This is a genomic window from Streptomyces sp. AM 4-1-1 (assembly GCF_029167625.1).
Taxonomy (GTDB): domain Bacteria; phylum Actinomycetota; class Actinomycetes; order Streptomycetales; family Streptomycetaceae; genus Streptomyces.
In genome coordinates this window covers 1094977-1112635 of record NZ_CP119145.1, presented here as the reverse complement: position 1 = coordinate 1112635, position 17659 = coordinate 1094977, and the positions used below count along the sequence as shown (strand labels likewise).

At 71.9% G+C, this 17659-nt stretch carries 14 protein-coding genes; 9 read left to right on the top strand and 5 right to left on the bottom strand.

Annotated features, from left to right (window positions below; all coding sequences use genetic code 11):
* The first annotated feature begins 31 nt into the window (after positions 1-31).
* Positions 32-1501: a ribosome biogenesis GTPase Der gene (gene der / locus PZB75_RS04550; protein WP_275533989.1), complete on the top strand. Its 1470-nt coding sequence runs from the start codon at positions 32-34 to the stop codon at positions 1499-1501.
* Positions 1502-1636: 135 nt separating this feature from the next.
* Here der and PZB75_RS04545 read toward each other — a convergent pair whose 3' ends face one another.
* Both PZB75_RS04545 and PZB75_RS04540 read right to left on the bottom strand, forming a co-directional pair.
* Entirely contained in the window at positions 1637-1942 is a 306-nt protein-coding gene (locus PZB75_RS04545) for a hypothetical protein (RefSeq protein ID WP_275533988.1), read from the bottom strand.
* 172 nt (positions 1943-2114) lie between these two features.
* Positions 2115-2897, bottom strand: coding sequence for a hypothetical protein (locus tag PZB75_RS04540; RefSeq protein WP_275533987.1), 783 nt, complete (start codon positions 2895-2897; stop codon positions 2115-2117).
* 294 nt (positions 2898-3191) lie between these two features.
* Here PZB75_RS04540 and PZB75_RS04535 point away from each other — a divergent pair, with 294 nt between their 5' ends.
* Both PZB75_RS04535 and PZB75_RS04530 read left to right on the top strand, forming a co-directional pair.
* Positions 3192-4484: a glycosyltransferase family 4 protein gene (locus PZB75_RS04535; protein ID WP_275533986.1), complete on the top strand. Its 1293-nt coding sequence runs from the start codon at positions 3192-3194 to the stop codon at positions 4482-4484.
* Between the two features lie 796 nt (positions 4485-5280).
* Positions 5281-5496, top strand: coding sequence for an I78 family peptidase inhibitor (locus tag PZB75_RS04530; RefSeq protein ID WP_275533985.1), 216 nt, complete (start codon positions 5281-5283; stop codon positions 5494-5496).
* Between the two features lie 82 nt (positions 5497-5578).
* Here PZB75_RS04530 and PZB75_RS04525 read toward each other — a convergent pair whose 3' ends face one another.
* Positions 5579-6706 carry a phosphatase PAP2 family protein gene (locus PZB75_RS04525; RefSeq protein WP_275533984.1) on the bottom strand — a complete coding sequence of 376 codons (1128 nt, stop codon included), beginning with the start codon at positions 6704-6706 and terminating at the stop codon, positions 5579-5581.
* 441 nt (positions 6707-7147) lie between these two features.
* Here PZB75_RS04525 and PZB75_RS04520 point away from each other — a divergent pair, with 441 nt between their 5' ends.
* Positions 7148-8911, top strand: coding sequence for an MFS transporter (locus PZB75_RS04520; protein WP_275533983.1), 1764 nt, complete (start codon positions 7148-7150; stop codon positions 8909-8911).
* A 73-nt stretch (positions 8912-8984) separates the two neighbouring features.
* Positions 8985-10196 carry an acyl-CoA dehydrogenase family protein gene (locus PZB75_RS04515; RefSeq protein ID WP_275533982.1) on the top strand — a complete coding sequence of 404 codons (1212 nt, stop codon included), beginning with the start codon at positions 8985-8987 and terminating at the stop codon, positions 10194-10196.
* Between the two features lie 153 nt (positions 10197-10349).
* Here the strand turns inward: PZB75_RS04515 and sepF are convergent, their stop codons facing one another.
* On the bottom strand, positions 10350-10790 hold the full coding sequence (gene sepF, locus PZB75_RS04510; protein WP_275533981.1) for a cell division protein SepF: 441 nt from the start codon (positions 10788-10790) through the stop codon (positions 10350-10352).
* A 308-nt stretch (positions 10791-11098) separates the two neighbouring features.
* On the opposite strand from sepF, the gene PZB75_RS04505 reads away from it, so the two are divergent.
* Entirely contained in the window at positions 11099-12349 is a 1251-nt protein-coding gene (locus tag PZB75_RS04505) for a DUF5685 family protein (RefSeq protein ID WP_275533980.1), read from the top strand.
* Positions 12350-12439: 90 nt separating this feature from the next.
* Here the strand turns inward: PZB75_RS04505 and PZB75_RS04500 are convergent, their stop codons facing one another.
* Positions 12440-13387 (bottom strand): ABC transporter substrate-binding protein, encoded by a 948-nt coding sequence (locus PZB75_RS04500; RefSeq protein ID WP_275533979.1) that lies wholly within the window; start codon positions 13385-13387, stop codon positions 12440-12442.
* A gap of 612 nt (positions 13388-13999) precedes the next feature.
* On the opposite strand from PZB75_RS04500, the gene PZB75_RS04495 reads away from it, so the two are divergent.
* The 3 genes from PZB75_RS04495 (at position 14000) to PZB75_RS04485 (ending at position 17655) form a co-directional block, all read left to right on the top strand.
* A complete protein-coding gene (locus tag PZB75_RS04495) occupies positions 14000-14863 on the top strand; it encodes an amino acid ABC transporter permease (RefSeq protein ID WP_275533978.1) in 864 nt (287 codons plus the stop codon).
* Positions 14860-16719 carry an FAD/NAD(P)-binding protein gene (locus PZB75_RS04490; protein WP_275533977.1) on the top strand — a complete coding sequence of 620 codons (1860 nt, stop codon included), beginning with the start codon at positions 14860-14862 and terminating at the stop codon, positions 16717-16719. Before PZB75_RS04495 ends, PZB75_RS04490 begins: the two co-directional genes overlap by 4 nt.
* Positions 16720-16902: 183 nt before the next feature.
* Positions 16903-17655, top strand: a complete 753-nt coding sequence (locus PZB75_RS04485; protein WP_275538583.1) for an amino acid ABC transporter ATP-binding protein — start codon at positions 16903-16905, stop codon at positions 17653-17655.
* Positions 17656-17659 lie beyond the last annotated feature (4 nt).

Here is a 17659-nt window from a genome sequence, read left to right as displayed (position 1 = left end):
ATCGATGAAGATGCAAAGAGGAACGGACTTCATGAACGACCAGATTCACTCCGACGGCTCGGACCACGAGCACGGAGCGCTTGGCGACGCCGAGTACGCGGAGTTCATGGAGCTCGCCGCGCAGGAGGGTTTCGACCCCGAGGACATCGAGGGCGCGATCGGCGAGGCCGGTCACGGACCCCTGCCGGTCCTCGCCGTGGTCGGCCGGCCCAACGTCGGTAAGTCGACCCTGGTGAACCGGATCATCGGCCGCCGCGAGGCGGTCGTCGAGGACAAACCGGGCGTCACCCGCGACCGCGTCACCTACGAGGCCGAATGGGCGGGCCGCCGCTTCAAGGTCGTCGACACGGGCGGCTGGGAGCAGGACGTCCTCGGCATCGACGCCTCCGTCGCCGCCCAGGCCGAGTACGCCATCGAGGCCGCCGACGCGGTGGTCTTCGTGGTCGACTCGACGGTCGGTGCGACCGACACCGACGAGGCCGTCGTCAAGCTCCTGCGCCGGGCGGGCAAGCCCGTGGTGCTGTGCGCCAACAAGGTCGACGGACAGAGCGGCGAGGCGGACGCCACCGCGCTCTGGTCGCTGGGTCTCGGCGAGCCGCACCCCGTCTCCTCGCTGCACGGCCGCGGCACCGGGGACATGCTGGACGCCGTCCTCGAAGCGCTGCCCGACGCGCCCGCGCAGACCTTCGGCACCACCATCGGCGGACCGCGCCGGATCGCGCTCATCGGCCGTCCGAACGTCGGCAAGTCCTCACTGCTCAACAAGGTGGCGAAGGAGGACCGCGTCGTCGTCAACGAGCAGGCGGGTACCACCCGAGACCCGGTCGACGAGCTGATCCAGCTCGGCGGGATCACCTGGAAGTTCATCGACACGGCCGGAATCCGCCGCCGCGTCCACCTCCAGGAGGGCGCGGACTACTACGCCTCGCTGCGGACGGCCGCCGCCGTCGAGAAGGCCGAGGTCGCCGTCGTGCTGATCGACGCCGGGGAGTCCATCAGCGTCCAGGACCAGCGCATCATCACCATGGCCGTGGAGTCCGGGCGCGCGCTGGTCGTCGCGTTCAACAAGTGGGACACCCTCGACGAGGAGCGCCGCTACTACCTGGAGCGCGAGATCGAGACCGAGCTCGCGCAGATCGCCTGGGCCCCGCGCGTCAATGTCTCGGCCCTCACCGGCCGCCACATGGAGCGGCTGGTCCCGGCGATCGAGACGGCCCTCGAAGGCTGGGAGACCCGGGTCCCGACCGGCCGGCTGAACGCCTTCCTCGGTGAGATCGTCGCCTCCCACCCGCACCCGATCCGCGGTGGCAAGCAGCCCCGCATCCTCTTCGGCACACAGGCCGGGACGAAGCCGCCGCGCTTCGTGCTCTTCGCCTCCGGCTTCCTGGAGCACGGCTACCGGCGGTTCGTGGAGCGACGGCTCCGCGAGGAATTCGGCTTCGAGGGCACCCCGATCCACATCTCGGTCCGGGTCCGCGAGAAGCGCGGCCGCAACAAGTGACGGAAGGCGCCCGCAGGGCGTGACAGAGCCCCGGACCGTTCGCGAGGACGAACGGTCCGGGGCTCTGTCACGGCCGGGCGCGCATGCCCCGGTCCCGGTGACCGGGGGACGGACACCGGGCCGCGCGCCGAGCGTTCAGACGCCTCGGGGCCCGGGAGGCAGGGCCGCGGGCCGGGCCCGGCCCGCATGCCTGCCGACCCGCTGCCAGGCGCCGAGGTTCCCCTGGTGCGCGCCCTGCCCACCGCTCCCGCCGTGCCCGGAGTGGCCGCCCAGCGGCGGGCGGCTGCCGAAGAAGCCGCCGCCGAACGCCGGGAAGGCCAGATCCTCCTCGCCGCTCCGGTCGCCGGGCAACGCCCGGAAGGACCGCCGGAACTCGGCGTACAGCGCGTCGTAGATCGGGGTGCGGGAAGGACCGCCCGATGGCTCCTGCGACGGACGCATGGCAGGGATCTGGCTCTGGGGCTGACGCGAGGAGTCGTATGGGTGCACGTATCTGCCAACGACCCTGTGGGCCGTCGGATGCGGGCCGGACGGGGAAACAGCTGTTCGCCGCGGGTGATTCAGTGCCCGGTGCCGCGACCGGCGGTGTCTGACGGGGAGGCGCCAGGCTCGCTCAGGTACCGGCCAGTGGCATCGCGGCCGCCACCAGCAACCCGCCGGCCGCGGCCTTCTCCAGCGCGTCGCGGAGCAGGTCCTCGCGCGGTTGCTGGCCGATCGAACCGGCCGGGGCCGCGTACACGAGCACCGTCCGGGACTTGGTCGCCGCCGTCCGCCAGCCGTCGGTGACCTGGAGCGGCTGGTGGGCCTGCCACCACGCGACGGGGGAGCCGCCGCCCGTGCCGGGCTGGAGCACGGCGTGCAGCCGGCCCACGGCGAGCAGCACCGACCAGCCGGAGAGCACGGCGGGCTCCTGGTTCACATCGGCGACCGGGTGGAAGCCCTGTTCCATCAGGAGCTGGAGGAAGACATCGCCCCCGCTGCCGTCGGTCCCCGGACGGGCGATCGGACCGGTCGGTTCGACGACCAGCGCCGGATGCAGATCCTCGCCGATGAGCACCAGGCCGCTGGTGACGCCGAGAACGGCCTGTTCGGGCCCGAGACCGTCCGGGACCTCGGATTCGCCTCCGGTGATGCTCCGTACGGCCCCCTGGAGCTGGTCCTCCGAGACCTGGACGACCTGCGAGGGGATGCACGTCGCGTGGGCGAAGGCGAGGACCGCGGTCTCGTCGCCCACGAACAGCACGGTGCTGGTGCGCTCCTGCTCGGAGTCGCCCGGGGTGCGGCAGGAAGTGCAGTCGTAACTGCCCGGGGTGTTGTCGCCGACGAGCAGCCGGTCGGCTTCGGCATCGCCGATCTCGGCGCGTACGTCCTCGCTGACGTCGAGCATGCGCGGCACGGGGTGGCTCCTCGAACTCGGTGCGTGCGCCGGGCTGGTCCCGGCTCATGCAGAGGACAACGGCCGATCCGCGGCCGGAGTCACGCACCGAGGGGAACGGAATCGAACCCATGGGCAGCCACGGACCACCGGGACGGCTCTCCGCCCCGGCGCACGCCCGCCCCGGCCTGCGGCTCTCCGGGCGGGCCGGGACACGGCCCGCCCCCGGTTCCGACCTCTGTGCGAATTCTGTGCGAGGAGGCGCGGGCCAGTACAGTCCCAGCAGACCAGTTGACCAGGGGGATGCGGCGGCGCATGCACATTTCATTTCTGCTCCACAACGCGTACGGCATCGGCGGCACGATCCGCACGACCTTCAACCTCGCCGGGACGCTGGCCGAACACCACGACGTCGAGATCGTGTCGGTCTTCCGGCACCGTGACGACCCCGCGCTCGGCGCCCCCGCCGGGGTCCGGATGAGCCATCTCGTGGACCTGCGGAAGAAGAGCCCCACGTACGACGGCGACCGCCCGGAGCATGCCAGGGCGGCCTCGGTGTTCCCGGGCGGCGACACCAGGTACAAGCAGTACAGCGTGCTCACCGACGCCCGGATCGCCGCTCATCTGCGGTCCCTGGAGGCGGACGTGGTCGTCGGGACCCGTCCCGGCCTCAACGTGCACATCAGCAGACAGACCAGGCGGGGCCCGGTCCGGGTCGGTCAGGAGCACCTGACCCTCGACAGCCACGGCTACCGGCTGCGCCGCGAGATCGGGTACCGCTACGGGCTGCTCGACGCGCTTACCACCGTCACCGAGGCGGACGCCCGGGACTACCGGACCCGGCTGAGGCTGCCGGGCGTGCGCGTCGAGTCCATCGCGAACAGCGTGCCCGCCCCGGCCGCCGCGCCAGCGGACGGGACGGAGAAGTGGGTCGTCGCCGCGGGCCGGCTCCACAAGGTCAAGCGGTACGACCTGCTCGTACGGGCCTTCGCCGAGGTCGTCGAGGTCCGCCCGGACTGGCGGCTGCGCGTCTACGGCGGCGGTGACGCGTCCGGAAACGAGCGGCGGGCGCTGGACGCCCTTGTCTCCCGGCTCGGACTCGACGACCACGTCTTCCTGATGGGTTCGGTCCATCCGATGGAGGCGGAGTGGCCCAAGGGGTCCGTCGCCGCGGTGACCTCGGACCGGGAGTCCTTCGGCATGACCATCGTCGAGGCGATGCGCTGCGGACTGCCGGTCGTCGCCACCGACTGTCCGCACGGCCCCCGCGAGATCATCGACGACGGCGTCGACGGCGTGCTGGTGCCCACCGGGGACCAGCACGCCGTCGCGAAGGCGCTGCTCAGCCTCATCGACGACGACGGACTGCGGCTGCGGCTGGGGCGGGCCGCGCTCACCGCGGCGGAGCGGTTCGACCCGGCCCGGATCGCCGAACGGCACGAGAGGCTGTTCACCGAACTGGCCGGCCCCGGACCGAACGCGGCGCGAGGCCACTCCCTCGGCGCCCTGGGCACCGCGTTCCACCGCGCCCGGGGAGACGTGCTGGACGGGGCGTACGCACTCCGTCACAAGGCCGCGGACGTGATCCGCGCGCGCAGGGCGGGCTGAGCGCGGCGGGGACACCCGTTTCTTTTCGTCGGCCGGGGCCCGTCCCCTCCGCCGACCGGGACCCGTCCCCTTCTTCCACCGACTGCGGGGCCGTCCCCTTCCCGTCGGCTGCGGGCCGCCGCCGTCCCGCCGGGCCCTTGGAGCTGTCCCGTGATCCCTGGTGGGCGTGCGACGACAGCTACGGCACCTCGCGGCGTTGTGGGAACGTCCCCGTACATCCAGTACGCGGACGTTCTTCCGCCTTGCGATGCACCGCATCCGACGCCGCACGCTGATCCACCACGGATCGCGGGACAGCCCTTTGGCCGCGACTTCGAGGTGATCGGACCGCCGGGCCGGCCGTCGCGGACCGGGTGGCCCGGGCCCGGTCCGCCCCTTCCGGGCTCCGGGAGCCGGGAGCGGATCGACCCGGTCCCGTACCGGCCGGTGTGCTCCGACGGACCGGGGCACCCGGGCCGCCTTCATGGACCCATAAGCCAAAGATAAGGTTGACATAAGAGGTCCGGAATTCCGCCCGGTGTCATGCCATTCGTGTGACGCTCCCGGTACGAGAAAAGGATTCTCTTCTCGCCGGGGTATTCCGGCGCTTTCTTCTGGCCTTCACGCCCCGGATTCTTCAGGGTTGTTCAATTACCGGGCGACCGGTCGCGCACTTCTCGTTCGGGTGAAGTCGACTGATGCGAACGTGTGTCGTGATCTTGTGACACAAGCGTGACCGGTGGCGGATGTGAGGGTGACGTGACCGCCCCGGCCGGGACCGTTTCCGTCTCCGCGCGCGGCCCCCTACGGTGGGGGCATGACATCCGTACCGAACCCTCCCGCCCAGCCGGACGACGCTCCGGAGCCGTATGTCGGCCTCGACGCCGCGACCGCTGAGTCGCGGGCCCGGGAGCGCGGCTGGACCACGGTCAGAGCGCTGCCGCCGGGCACGGTCATCACCATGGAGTTCCGGTTCGGCAGGATCAACTTCGAGGTGGAGGCGGGCGCCGTGACCCGCTGCTGGGTGGGATGAACGGGTGAAGGCCCCGACCTCTGGTCGGAGCCTTCACCCGGCGGGGGCGCTTGTGCGTACCGCCCCCGGCCTTCCCGGCCGCTCAGCCGCCCGTCACCGGGCGGGCCGGAGCAGGTGCGGCCGTGCCGCCCCGGGGGGCCCGGTCCGTGTGCGGCGGCGGCCGACGGCTGCCGACCGGAGTGACGGGCATCCGCTCCGAACGCACCGAGTGCGCCCGTGCCCGGGTCCCGGAGCCCGGAGCAGGGGCAGCGGCCGGGGTGAAGCGGGCGCTCGCCGCGGCGACCGGCTCGCGTGCCGGGCTCCCGTCGCGGGTGTCGGTACGGGTCTCGGCGCCGATGTCCGTACCGGAACCGGACGCCGGGGCTGGTGCGGTCCGTACGCCCGGGGCGGTGCTGAGAGCGACGGCCGAGCCGTCCCGCCGTGAGGTGCACACCACGTGCGGCTCGTCGGCCGCGACCGGGACGGCCACCCGCCGACTCCCGCGCGCCCGCCACCACGCGCGCACGGCGAAGATCGTCTCCTCGGCGCGGGTGATCAGGGGTTCGCACCAGGGCAGCCCCAGCAGGATCAGCAGTCCGGCCGCCCAGCCGAGCAGCACATCGCTGAGCCAGTGCGTCCCGAGGTAGACGGTCGTGAGTCCCACGCCGAGAGAGACGACGGCCGACGTGGCCGACAGATAGCGTCTGGCCCGTGGCGTGGTGGCCAGATACGCGAGAATTCCCCAGGTCACCACGGCGTTCGCGGTGTGACCCGAGGGAAATATATCGCCGCCGGCGAAGAGCTCGGCCGAGCCGATCTGGGTGGCGTAGTGCGGACCGAGGCGGCCCAGACCGAGTTTGACCGCGCCCACCGTCATGTTGAGCAGCAGCAGCGAGGTGCCCAGGGTGAGCAGCGGCCGCAGTGTGTGCTGCCGCCAGGAGCGCCAGCCGAGCCAGCAGGCGACCATCACGGCCGTGGGGCCACGCTGGCCGAGCACGATGTAGTAATCGAGGAAGGCGTGGAGTTCGGGCCACTGCTGGTACGGCCGGAAGAGCATGACCTTCCAGTCCAGGGTCACCAGCCAGGAAGAGACCAGCACGGCCACGACGATGGCGAGATAGAACGCCAAGGTCCCGCCGAAGAGAGCGATGCGGTGACGGCTCATCCGCGGGATCTCTATCTTCGGCGGTTCCGGCTCCCGGTCCAGGCGGGCAAAGATGTCGGTACGCACACAATCGACGTTACAGCGAGTGAGTGTGAGACCTGGCCCATCCGGCCGGTTTGTGATGACGATGTGATGTGGGCCGGACCACGAAAAGCCCGTAATTCCAAGGCGTCGAGGGAATCCGGACGGCCTTGCGGCCAATCGCCTTCGTGTCGCGCCCGTAAAAATGTTTGAGTATGAACGTAATGGTGCGAAGTAATATCGATATGGATATCGCTGTCGATCGTTGTGGGCGGTACATGGACTCCCGGCCGCCCCTCGGCGTGGCGTACGCCACACCGCGTGATCGATGAGGTATGAGGTCGGCCACGCGTGCCCCGATGGAACTCGCGTACGCTGACGGCTCACTCGCCCGTCGATGCCGGGCCCGAGGGACGCCGGAGGCCCCGGCTCCCGGGCGGCCTGCCGACGCGAGGGACCCGTGAGGGACCTTTGGGAGGTACGCGCATGTCCGGGACGACCACGGGCCGGCACCGGCCGGCATCGGCCACCGGTGGTGGCGATCGCTGGGTCGTCCTGGTCGTCCTCTGTCTCAGTCTGCTGCTCGTCGCGCTCGACGCGACCGTGCTCCACGTCGCCGTGCCGGCCCTCACCGAGGACCTGCGGCCCAGCGCCGTCGGACTGCTGTGGATCGTCGACGCCTACCCGCTCGTCTGCGCCTCGCTGCTGATCCTCTTCGGGACCCTCGGCGACCGGATCGGCCGGCGGCGTGTGCTGCTCACCGGATACGCCCTCTTCGGTGTCGCGTCCGCGCTCGCGGCCACCGCGGGCAGCCCCGGAGTGCTGATCGCGGCCCGCGCCCTCCTCGGTGTCGGCGGCGCCATGATCATGCCCGCGACGCTGTCGATCCTCCGCCAGGTCTTCCCCGACCGGCGCGAACGGGCCACGGCCATCGGGGTGTGGACCGCGGTCGCCGCGGTCGGCGCCGCCACCGGGCCGGTGATCGGGGGCTTCCTCGTCGAGCACTTCTGGTGGGGCTCGGTCTTCCTGATCAACGTTCCGCTGATGGCACTGATCCTGCCGGTCGGCCGGCTCCTGCTCCCGGAGTCCAGGGGTGGCGACGACGGACCCTGGGACGTGTGGGGCGCGCTGACGGCGGCAGCGGGAATCCTCGGCCTGGTCTACGGGGTGAAACGGCTGGGGGCGGGCGAGGAACCACTGGGCCCGGCCACCCTCGGACCGCTGTCGGCCGGGCTCGCCCTGCTCGCGCTGTTCGTACGACGGCAGCGGCGCCGCACGCGGCCGCTGATCGACATCGGGATGTTCGCCCGGCCCGCCTTCTCCACGGCCGTGGGCTGTGTCGTCCTCGCCATGCTCGCCCTGGTCGGTCTGGAACTGATCGCCGTCCAGTACCTCCAGCTCGTCCTGGACCTCAGCCCACTGGAGACCGGACTGCGGCTGCTGCCCCTGACCTTCGCCGCCATGGCGGCGGGCGCCACGGGCTCGTACACCCTGCGCCGCACCGGCCCGCGCCGGATGGTCGGCTGGGGCTTCGTGCTCACCGCGGCGGCGGTACTGCTGCTGACCCTGATGGGACAGCACGACCGGCCTGTGCTGCTCACCTGCGGGTTCGTGCTGCTCGGCTTCGGATTGCAGTCCACGCTCTTCGGCGCGTACGAGTCGATGCTCAGCGAGGCGCCCGCCGACCGGGCGGGCGGCGCGGCGGCCATCGGCGAGACCTCGTACCAGCTCGGTGCCGGGCTGGGCATCGCGCTGCTCGGCAGTGTCATGAACGCCGCCTACGTCCCCGGGCTCGCCCGGCTCTCCCAGCAGGGCGTCCCCGCCGACGCGGGTGCGGCGGCCTCGCACTCGCTCGGCGAGGCGTACCAGGAGGCGGCCCGGCTGGGCGGCCCGCTGGGCGCGGCGCTGCGCGGCACCGCGCGTCACGCCTTCGTCCACGGCCTGCACGTCACGCTGCTGGTCAGCGCCGGCCTGCTGCTGCTCGGCGCGCTGGCCGCGCTGCGACTGCCGCGGACGATGGAGTGCCCGCCACCGGCCGGCCACGGACCCGCCGCGACGGAATCGCCCCGGCGGACGGGAACGCCGGAGACGGCGCGGGCGGTTCTTCGGGAGGCGGTGGGCATCCCGCGTCCGGCGCGGGCCCGTGCGGTGCGCGAGCCGGCTACCGAGGCCCTGCCGCGCCCGCGCCCCGCGTCGCCCGCGGGCCGCCACCCCGTCGAGGCGTCCGGATCTGGACGGGCGGCGCACTGAACCGTAACGTCAGCGCGACGCCTTGACCGACCCCCGCCCGTTCAGCAGCGCCCGAGCCGCCGGAGGCACCCTCTTGTCAGCAACTCCGTCCTCGAAGCTCCCGCCCTTCGACCCGCGTGACCCGATCGGCGTCGACGATCTGCTCGGCCCCGACGACCTCGCGATCCGGGACACGGTCCGGGCCTGGTCCACCGACCGGGTCCTGCCGCACATCGCCGAGTGGTACGAGAAGGGCGAACTGCCCGGCATCCGCGAGCTGTCCCGCGAGCTGGGCTCTCTCGGCGCCCTCGGCATGTCCCTCGACGGGTACGGCTGCGCGGGCGCGACCGCCGTCCAGTACGGGCTGGTCTGCCTGGAACTGGAAGCGGCCGACTCCGGCATCCGCTCCCTCGTCTCCGTCCAGGGCTCCCTCGCCATGTACGCCATCCACCGCTTCGGCACCGAGGAGCAGAAGCGGCGCTGGCTGCCCGGCATGGCGGCGGGGGAGATCATCGGCTGCTTCGGACTCACCGAGCCGGACCACGGATCGGACCCGGCCGGCATGCGGACGTTCGCCGAGCGCGACGGCGACGACTGGGTGCTCACCGGCCGCAAGATGTGGATCACCAACGGATCGGTCGCCGGGGTCGCCGTCGTCTGGGCGCAGACCGACCCGGCCGGGACCCCGGGCGGTATCCGGGGCTTCGTGGTGCCGACCGACACCGCCGGTTTCTCCGCGCCCGAGATCAAGCACAAGTGGTCGCTGCGCGCCTCGGTCACCAGTGAACTGGTCCTGGACGGGGTGCGGCTGCCCGCCGACGCCGTGCTGCCCGGCGCCGTCGGACTGCGCGGTCCGCTCGGCTGTCTCAGCCACGCGCGGTACGGCATCGTGTGGGGCGCCATGGGGGCGGCGCGCGCCAGTTTCGACGCGGCCGTCGACTACGCGAGGACCCGGGAGCAGTTCGGCAGGCCGATCGGCGGCTTCCAGCTCACCCAGGCCAAGCTCGCCGACATGGCGCTCGAACTGCACAAGGGAATCCTGCTCGCCCACCATCTGGGCCGGCGGATGGACGCGGGCACCCTCCGGCCCGAGCAGGTCAGTTTCGGCAAGCTGAACAACGTGCGGGAGGCCATCGAGATCTGCCGGACCGCGCGCACGATCCTCGGGGCCAACGGGATCTCGCTCGAATATCCGGTGATGCGGCACGCGACGAACCTGGAATCGGTGCTCACCTACGAGGGCACCGTGGAGATGCACCAGTTGGTGCTGGGCAAGGCGCTCACCGGTCTGGACGCCTTCCGGTAGCCCGGCGGCCCCGGTGTTTGGTGTGGTCCCACGCCCCTGGCCCGGCCCCCTGTCCCGTGCCCTCCGGGCGTCGGCGCCGGTTTCCGGCCTCCGGATTCCGGCCTTCGGTGAGAGCGGTGGCGCCCGGCCGGTCCCGGTCGGCGAGCGCCCCGCTCAGCTCTGGTTGAAGAAACCGTCGGCCGGGCGGCCGGCGGTCTCGCCGTTCAGCACCTGGGTGTTGGCGGGCGTCAGCAGGAAGACCCGCGTGGCCACCCGCTCGATCGAGCCGCGCAGCCCGAAGGTCAGCCCGGCCGCGAAGTCGACGACCCGCTTGGCGTCGGAGGGGTCCATGGCCGTGAGGTTCACGATCACCGGGACGCCCTCCCGGAAGAGTTCGCCGATGCCCCGGGCGTCCCGGAAGCTGTCCGGGCTGACGGTGGCGATCCGACGGCCGTCCTCGTGGGCCGCCTCGGAGGCCACCTGCACCCGGGGGTCGGTCACCCAGGCGTTGCCGGTACCGGTCTCGGCACCCCCGGCGTACTCGTCGTCGTAGTACCGCTCGTCGTTGTCCTCGACGAGGCCCAGCCAGGCACTTGCCTTGCGCACCGATCCCATGGACGCCTCCTCTCACCGCGGTTTCTTGGTGTTCCGCATCTCTTTCCTATCCCTATGGTCGACCATGATGCGGATCTCGCGCCAAGTGGATAGTCAGCACGGAGGCGATTCGTGACGGTACTGGTGCAGAACTTGTGGCGGTTCGTCAGGGTTCCTCCCCTATAAGGCCGCCAGAAGAAAGAAAATATGATTCTTCGGTCCGTACGGGTGACCTGGGGGACGTACGGGTGAACGGATCGCCCGGTACGATGCACGCCGCGCGCGTGTGCGGACATGTCGCGCGGCCGGGTGAATCACGGGGGAACGTCTTGTTCGGAATCGTCAGACCGTGCACGCATCGACTGTCGGAGGGGCTGAGGACCGAATGGATGGCCCATCTCTGCGGTCTCTGTCTCGCACTTCGCTCGGACCACGGCCAATTCGCCCGCGTCGTCACGAACTACGACGGCCTGATCGTCTCCGTCCTGACAGAGGCTCAGTCCGAGCGCACCACCGGATGGCGAAGGACCGCGGGACCCTGTCCGCTGCGCGCCATGCGGACCGCCCCGGTGGCCAAGGGCGAGGGGGCGCGGCTCGCGGCGGCCGTCTCACTGGTGCTGGCGTCCGCGAAGGTGCGTGACCACGTCGCCGACGGGGACGGGCTGTTGAGGCGCCGGCCGGTCGCCGCCGCGGCCCGCCGGGTCGCCGCGGGCTGGGACCGGGCCGGAGCGCGCGCCGGGGCGGCGCTCGGCTTCGACACGGCGGTGCTGGTCGACGCGGTCGACCGGCAGACCGGGATCGAGTCGCTGGCGGGCCCCGGCACCTCGCTGCTGACGGTCACCGAACCCACCGAGACGGCGACCGCCGCGGCCTTCGCGCACACCGCCGTACTCGCGGGCAGGCCGGGGAACATGGCTCCGCTCGCCGAGGCCGGCAGGCTCTTCGGCCGCCTCGCCCATCTCCTGGACGCCGTGGAGGACCAGCGGGCCGACGCCGCGTCAGGAGCCTGGAATCCGCTCACAGCGACCGGCACCTCGTCGGCCGAGGCGCGGCGGCTGTGCGACGACGCGCTGCACGGCATCCGCCTGGCCCTGCGCGACGCGGAGTTCACGGACGACAGGCTGGCGCATGTGCTGCTGGCGCACGAACTGCGGCGCTCGGTGGACCGGGCGTTCGCGACGGACACCTGTGCGCACCACGCGGACGGGCCACGGGCGGACGGGCTGCCGGCGGCCGGGCGGGGAGCCGGCGGCCACCGGCCGGACGGGCCGCCGACCGGTGCGTACGGGCCGCCGCCGGGCAATCCGTACGCGCCCCAGGCCCCCGGCGGTCCCGCGGCCCCGCCCCCGCCCGAGCCGCCGCGCGATCGGCGCGGACTGGTGGCCGGGTGCCTGGTGTGGGCGGGCCTCGCCTGCACCTGCCGGATGTGCTGCGGGACCTTCGAGGGCCCCTGGAGCAGACAACGGCGCGAGGGCCTGTGCCAGCAGTGCGACTGCGGGAACTGCTGTGACGCCTGCGAGTGCTGCGGCAACTGCGGCTGCGACGACGGGTGCTGCTGCGACTGCGGCTGCGACTGCTGACCGCGCCCGGGACAGCCTCTGGGGGCGCGGGCCGGGGCGGCCGTCAGCGACAGCGCGCCGGCGGACGGCCGTCAGCGGGTGTCCGGCCCGTCACTTGATCTCCGGCGGTGAGATCTGCGACGTCCTGATCGCCGAGCCGCCGATGCCCCACTTCTTCAGCACCCGGTCGTAGGTGCCGTCCGCCTTGAGGCTGTTGACCGCGGCCTGGAAGGCGGGCGCCAGCGGGGTGCCCTTCTTGAACGCGAAGCCGACGTCGAGCCGCTTGAACTCGTTGAGGAAACGCACCCCGTCCTGCTGGGTCACCGCGTACCGCAAGCCGTTGATCGTCGACATCACCACATCGCTGCGCCCCTGCTGGAGCGAGATCCAGAGGGCGCCGTCCTCGGCGTACGTCTTCACGTCGTAGGGCTTCTCACCCGCGTCGGCGCACCGCTGCCGGTTCTTCTCCAGCGTCACCTCGAACGTCGTCCCGGCGCTCGTGGCGACGGTCAGTCCGCAGAGCTGCGTCAGATCGGTGACCTTCGTCAGCTTGCTGTCGTTCCGGACGGCGAAGCCCTGGCCGTCATTGATGTACGTGGCGAAGTCGATCTGCTTGCGGCGTTCGTCGGTGACCCCGAAGTTCCCCGTGCCCACGTCGTACTTCCCGCTGCCCAGCGCGGGCAGGATCGCCTCGAAGGCCGCGATCTCGCGCTTGACGCGGAGCCCGAGCTTCTTGGTGACGGCGTCCGCGAAGTCGATGTCGATACCGGCCAGGGTCTTCCCGTCCGGCAGGTAGAAGGCACCGGGCGGCGCCCCGACACTGGCGGCGAGGGAGACGGTGCCCGCCTCGCGGACCCGCTGGGGCAGCAGGGCCACCGCTGCCGGGTCCTCCTTCACCGAGGACACCACATCGGTGGTCGGGATCTTCCCCCGGGCGGCGCCGGCGGGCCCGGTTCCCCCGGCGGGTGCGGTCGCCGGATCGCCGGAGCCGCACGCGGTGAGCGTGAGAGCGGCGACGGTGATCAGCGCGAAGACGGCGGTGTGCCGGGTACGGGACATGAGGCGGAGTTCTCCTGGTTCATCGGCCCGCGCCCGCCGGTGCGCGGGCAGCGCGCGGCGAGCGCCGGCCGGAGGTGCGAGGCGAGGAGACGTGTCGGAACAGCTCGGACCGGGGCGGGACGAGGCAGCGCGAAGGGCGCGGCGTCGGCACGGAGCGGTGCGGTGACACATCGGGACGGCGCGGGGTGGGGCGAGGGGAGGGTGGTGCGGTGTTGTGTGCGTGAGGACACGCGGGGAATGCCGCTGGGCGCGCTAACGGGCGCGAGCGGGAAAAGAGGAGGAAGCGAAACGCGGGGCTCGGCTCAACAGGAACAGGACCACACGCGACCGAAGTCGATGTGGGAGCGCGTGACCAGCCACAGCTGCGAATGCATGGGTCAAGTGGAACAGGCATCCGGTTGCCCGTCAACTGCCCTGGGACGTGACGGCCTCCCGTGACCCCATGAACAAGGAGTGTGGAAGGCCGCCGGGCCCACAGTGTGGACGACCTTGACAACGGGCCGCGCGCACCCCGTAGCCTTGGAAGCGGATCGCGCTGAGGGGCCCGATCCGTGTTGTGTTCCGTGTGAAGGCACGCCCCGTGTTCGATCGCTGCATCCACGGAGCCCTCGCATGTCCGCGCAGACAGAAACCCTCGCCCCGGACCGTCCCACCCCGGCCGCCAAGGCCCCCGACACCGCACTCCGGATCGTGCCGGTGCGCCGAACGGGCCAGTGGGCGGCGGCCGTTGTGGTCCTGCTCCTTCTCGTCCTGGTGCTGAACTCCGTCGTCCGCAACGACGCCTTCCAGTGGGACGTCGTCATCGACTACTTCGCCACCACCGCCGTGCTGCGCGGGCTGGGGCTCACGCTCTGGCTCACGGCCCTCGTCATGGTGCTCGGATTCGGGCTCGGCACCCTGCTCGCCGTCTTCAGGCTCTCCGCCAACCCCGTTCTCAGAGCGGTCGGTTGGGGGTACATCTGGCTGTTCAGATCCACCCCGATCCTGGTTCAGCTGCTGTTCTGGTTCAACATCGGCGCGCTCTACCCGGAGATCCTGGGCGTCCGCACGGTGAACCTCCTCGGCCCGGTCACCGTCGCCGTCATCGGACTGACCCTGCACGAGGCCGCGTACGCCGCCGAAGTCGTCCGCGGCGGAATCCTCTCCGTCGAGCGCGGCCAGCTGGAAGCCGCCCAGTCGCTCGGGCTGGGGCCGTGGCGCAGACTGCACCGCATCGTGCTGCCGCAGGCGATGCGCTCCATCCTGCCGCCCGCCGGGAACATGCTGATCGGCACGCTCAAGGGCACCTCGATCGTCAGCATCATCGCCGTCCAGGACCTGCTCTACTCGGTCCAGTTGGTCTACCACCGGACCTACCAGGTCATCCCGCTGCTGCTCGTCGCGACCATCTGGTACGTCGCGGTCACCTCGCTGCTCAGCGTCGGCCAGTTCTACGTCGAACGGCGTTACGCGCGCGGCACGGCCGGTGCCCGATGAGCGCCGCCCGCACCCCCGCACCCGTCCTCGTCATCGTCGGCGCGGGACCGCGCGGCACCGGCCTCATCGAGCGGATCGCCGCCAACGCCCCGGAGCTGTACGGGGAAAGCCGCCTCGATATCCATCTCGTCGACCCGTACCCGCCGGGCGGCGGCCGGATCTGGCGGCAGGACCAGTCGCCGCTGCTCTGGATGAACTCGATGGCCGAGGACGTCACCATGTTCACCGACGAGACGGTGGAGCAGGAGGGCCCGGTCCGGCCCGGCCCGTCGCTCGACACCTGGGCCGCCGAGGTCCGGGCCGGTCGCGTCCGCGTCGACGCGTCCGACGAACTGCTCGGCGAGATAAAGCGGTTGGGCGGCAGGGACTTCCCCGGGCGGCGACTGCAGAGCGTCTACCTGCGATGGGTGTACGAGCAGTCGGTGGCCGCGCTTCCGCCGGGCATCACCGTGCACGAGCACCGCGGCAGCGCCGTGCGGGTCACGGGACCGCGCGACGGCCGGCAGCGCGTCTGGCTCGACGGCCGCCCGACCCCGCTCCTCGCCGACCTGGTCGTCCTCACCATCGGCCATCTGGACGCCGATCCCGACGACGGACAGAGGGAGCTGACCTCCTTCGCGGACCGGCACCGGCTGGTCCACCTGCCACCCGACTTCACCGCCGACAGCGACCTCTCGGTGCTGCCGGCGGGTGAACCCGTCATCGTCCGGGGCTTCGGGCTGGCCTTCATCGACCTGATGGTGCTGCTCACCGAGGGCCGCGGCGGACGGTACGAGAACGGCGAGTACCTGCCCTCCGGACACGAGCCCGTGCTGTACGTGGGATCGCGGCGCGGCGTCCCGTACCACGCGAAGATCGGATACGCCCTGGAAGGCGAACGCCCGCCGCTGCCACGGCACTTCGGCCCCGAGGCGATCGACGCCCTGCTCGGCGGGCCGGAGCCGGCCGACTTCCGGAGCGATCTGTGGCCGCTCATCGTCAGGGAGCTCGGCCACGCCCACTACCACCGCCTCTTCACCACCCACCCCGAACGCACCGCCGTCGACCGGTCCGAATTCGAGGAGAAGTACCGGGCCGCCGAACCGGGCAGCCCCGAACTGGACACCCTCCTCGCCGCGGCCGTGCCCGACCCCGCCGACCGGCTCGACCTCGACGCGCTCGACCGCCCGCTGGAGGGGGTCCGCCACACCTCGTACGACGCGCTCCAGACCGAGCTGCGCGACTACATCACCGCCGACCTCGCCCGCCGCCACGACCCCGCGCACAGTCAGGACCTCGCGGTCTTCCTGGGGCTGCTCTCGGTCTACGGACAGCTGACCCGGCTCGGCGAGGTCCCCGGACCGTGGCACGGCTTCTTCAGCTACCTCGCCTCCGGACCGCCCGGCCCCAGGCTGCGCCAGCTGCTCGCCCTGTCCCGGGCCGGCGTGGTCCGCTTCCTGGGCGCCGGGATCACCGTCGAGACGGACGAGGAGCGGGGCGTCTTCCGGGCGGGCAGCGCGACCGTGCCGGGGGAGTGGATCGAGTCCCGCGCCCTGGTCGAGGCACGGCTGCCGGACCCGTCACCGGAACGCACCCGCAGCCCGCTGCTCCGATCGCTGTACGAGGACGGGGCGGCGGCCACCGCGAACGGGCTGCTCTCCGTCGACCCGGCCGACGGGCGAATACGGGACCGCGCGGGCCGTCCGCATCCGCGCCGCTTCGCGCTGGGGCCGCACACGACGGGCCGGGCGGGCGGCGCGTTCACCCGGCCGCGCACCGGCGGCCCCGCCTTCCGGCAGAACGACGCGACGGCGCGTGCGGCGCTCGCGTTCCTCCACGACCGGGCCGGGCTCTCCCGTACCCCCGTCTCCTCCTAAGGAATCCCAAGGAACCCCATGTCGCTCACCAGCGATCACCTCATCGGCAGGACAACCGGAACAGCGAAGGAGGACACAGCGGACAAGGCGGCGGACGCGGCGCCGGCCGGAGCTCCGGCGACGGAACCGGCGGGCGACGGAACGACCCGCGAGGCGCCCTCCTCAGGGGCCCCCGCCCCCGTGATGGTCGACATCCGCTCCGTGCACAAGAGCTTCGGCGCCCTGGAGGTGCTGCGCGGCGTCGACCTCTCGGTACGGACCGGTGAGGTGACCGTCGTCCTCGGCCCCTCCGGCTCGGGGAAGTCCACACTGCTGCGGACCATCAACCACCTGGAGCGGGTCGACCGCGGCTGGGTCAGCGTCGACGGCGTCCTGATCGGCTACCGGAGGGAGGGCGACAGGCTCCACGAACTCCGCGAGCGCGAGGTGCTGCGGCAACGCACCCGGATCGGCTTCGTGTTCCAGAACTTCAACCTCTTCCCGCACCTGACCGTCCTGGAGAACATCATCGAGGCCCCGGTCGCGGCGCTGCGCCGCCCCAGGAAGGCGGCCGTGGCCTCGGCGGAGAAGCTCCTGGCCCGGGTCGGGCTCGCCGACAGGTCGGGGGCGTACCCGGCGCAGCTCTCCGGCGGGCAGCGGCAGCGGGTGGCCATCGCCCGCGCCCTCGCCCTCGAACCGAAGCTGCTGCTGTTCGACGAGCCGACCTCCGCGCTCGACCCCGAGCTGGTCGGCGAGGTCCTGGACGTCATCAGGGACCTGGCCGAGCAGGGCACCACCATGATCGTCGTCACCCATGAGATCGGCTTCGCCCGCGAGGTCGCCGACACCGTCGTCTTCATGGACGAGGGCCGGATCGTCGAGCAGGGCCCGCCCGCCGACGTACTGGACCGGCCACGCCACGAGCGCACCCGCGCCTTTCTCTCCAAGGTCCTGTGAGGTC

Excerpts from the sequence above, each read along its gene's own strand:
- der (WP_275533989.1), top strand. The coding sequence starts at position 32 with ATGAACGACCAGATTCACTCCGACGGCTCGGACCACGAGCACGGAGCG.
- PZB75_RS04545 (WP_275533988.1), bottom strand. The coding sequence starts at position 1,942 with ATGCGTCCGTCGCAGGAGCCATCGGGCGGTCCTTCCCGCACCCCGATC.
- PZB75_RS04535 (WP_275533986.1), top strand. The coding sequence starts at position 3,192 with ATGCACATTTCATTTCTGCTCCACAACGCGTACGGCATCGGCGGCACG.
- PZB75_RS04530 (WP_275533985.1), top strand. The coding sequence starts at position 5,281 with ATGACATCCGTACCGAACCCTCCCGCCCAGCCGGACGACGCTCCGGAG.
- PZB75_RS04520 (WP_275533983.1), top strand. The coding sequence starts at position 7,148 with ATGTCCGGGACGACCACGGGCCGGCACCGGCCGGCATCGGCCACCGGT.
- sepF (WP_275533981.1), bottom strand. The coding sequence starts at position 10,790 with ATGGGATCGGTGCGCAAGGCAAGTGCCTGGCTGGGCCTCGTCGAGGAC.
- PZB75_RS04500 (WP_275533979.1), bottom strand. The coding sequence starts at position 13,387 with ATGTCCCGTACCCGGCACACCGCCGTCTTCGCGCTGATCACCGTCGCC.
- PZB75_RS04495 (WP_275533978.1), top strand. The coding sequence starts at position 14,000 with ATGTCCGCGCAGACAGAAACCCTCGCCCCGGACCGTCCCACCCCGGCC.
- PZB75_RS04490 (WP_275533977.1), top strand. The coding sequence starts at position 14,860 with ATGAGCGCCGCCCGCACCCCCGCACCCGTCCTCGTCATCGTCGGCGCG.
- PZB75_RS04485 (WP_275538583.1), top strand. The coding sequence starts at position 16,903 with ATGGTCGACATCCGCTCCGTGCACAAGAGCTTCGGCGCCCTGGAGGTG.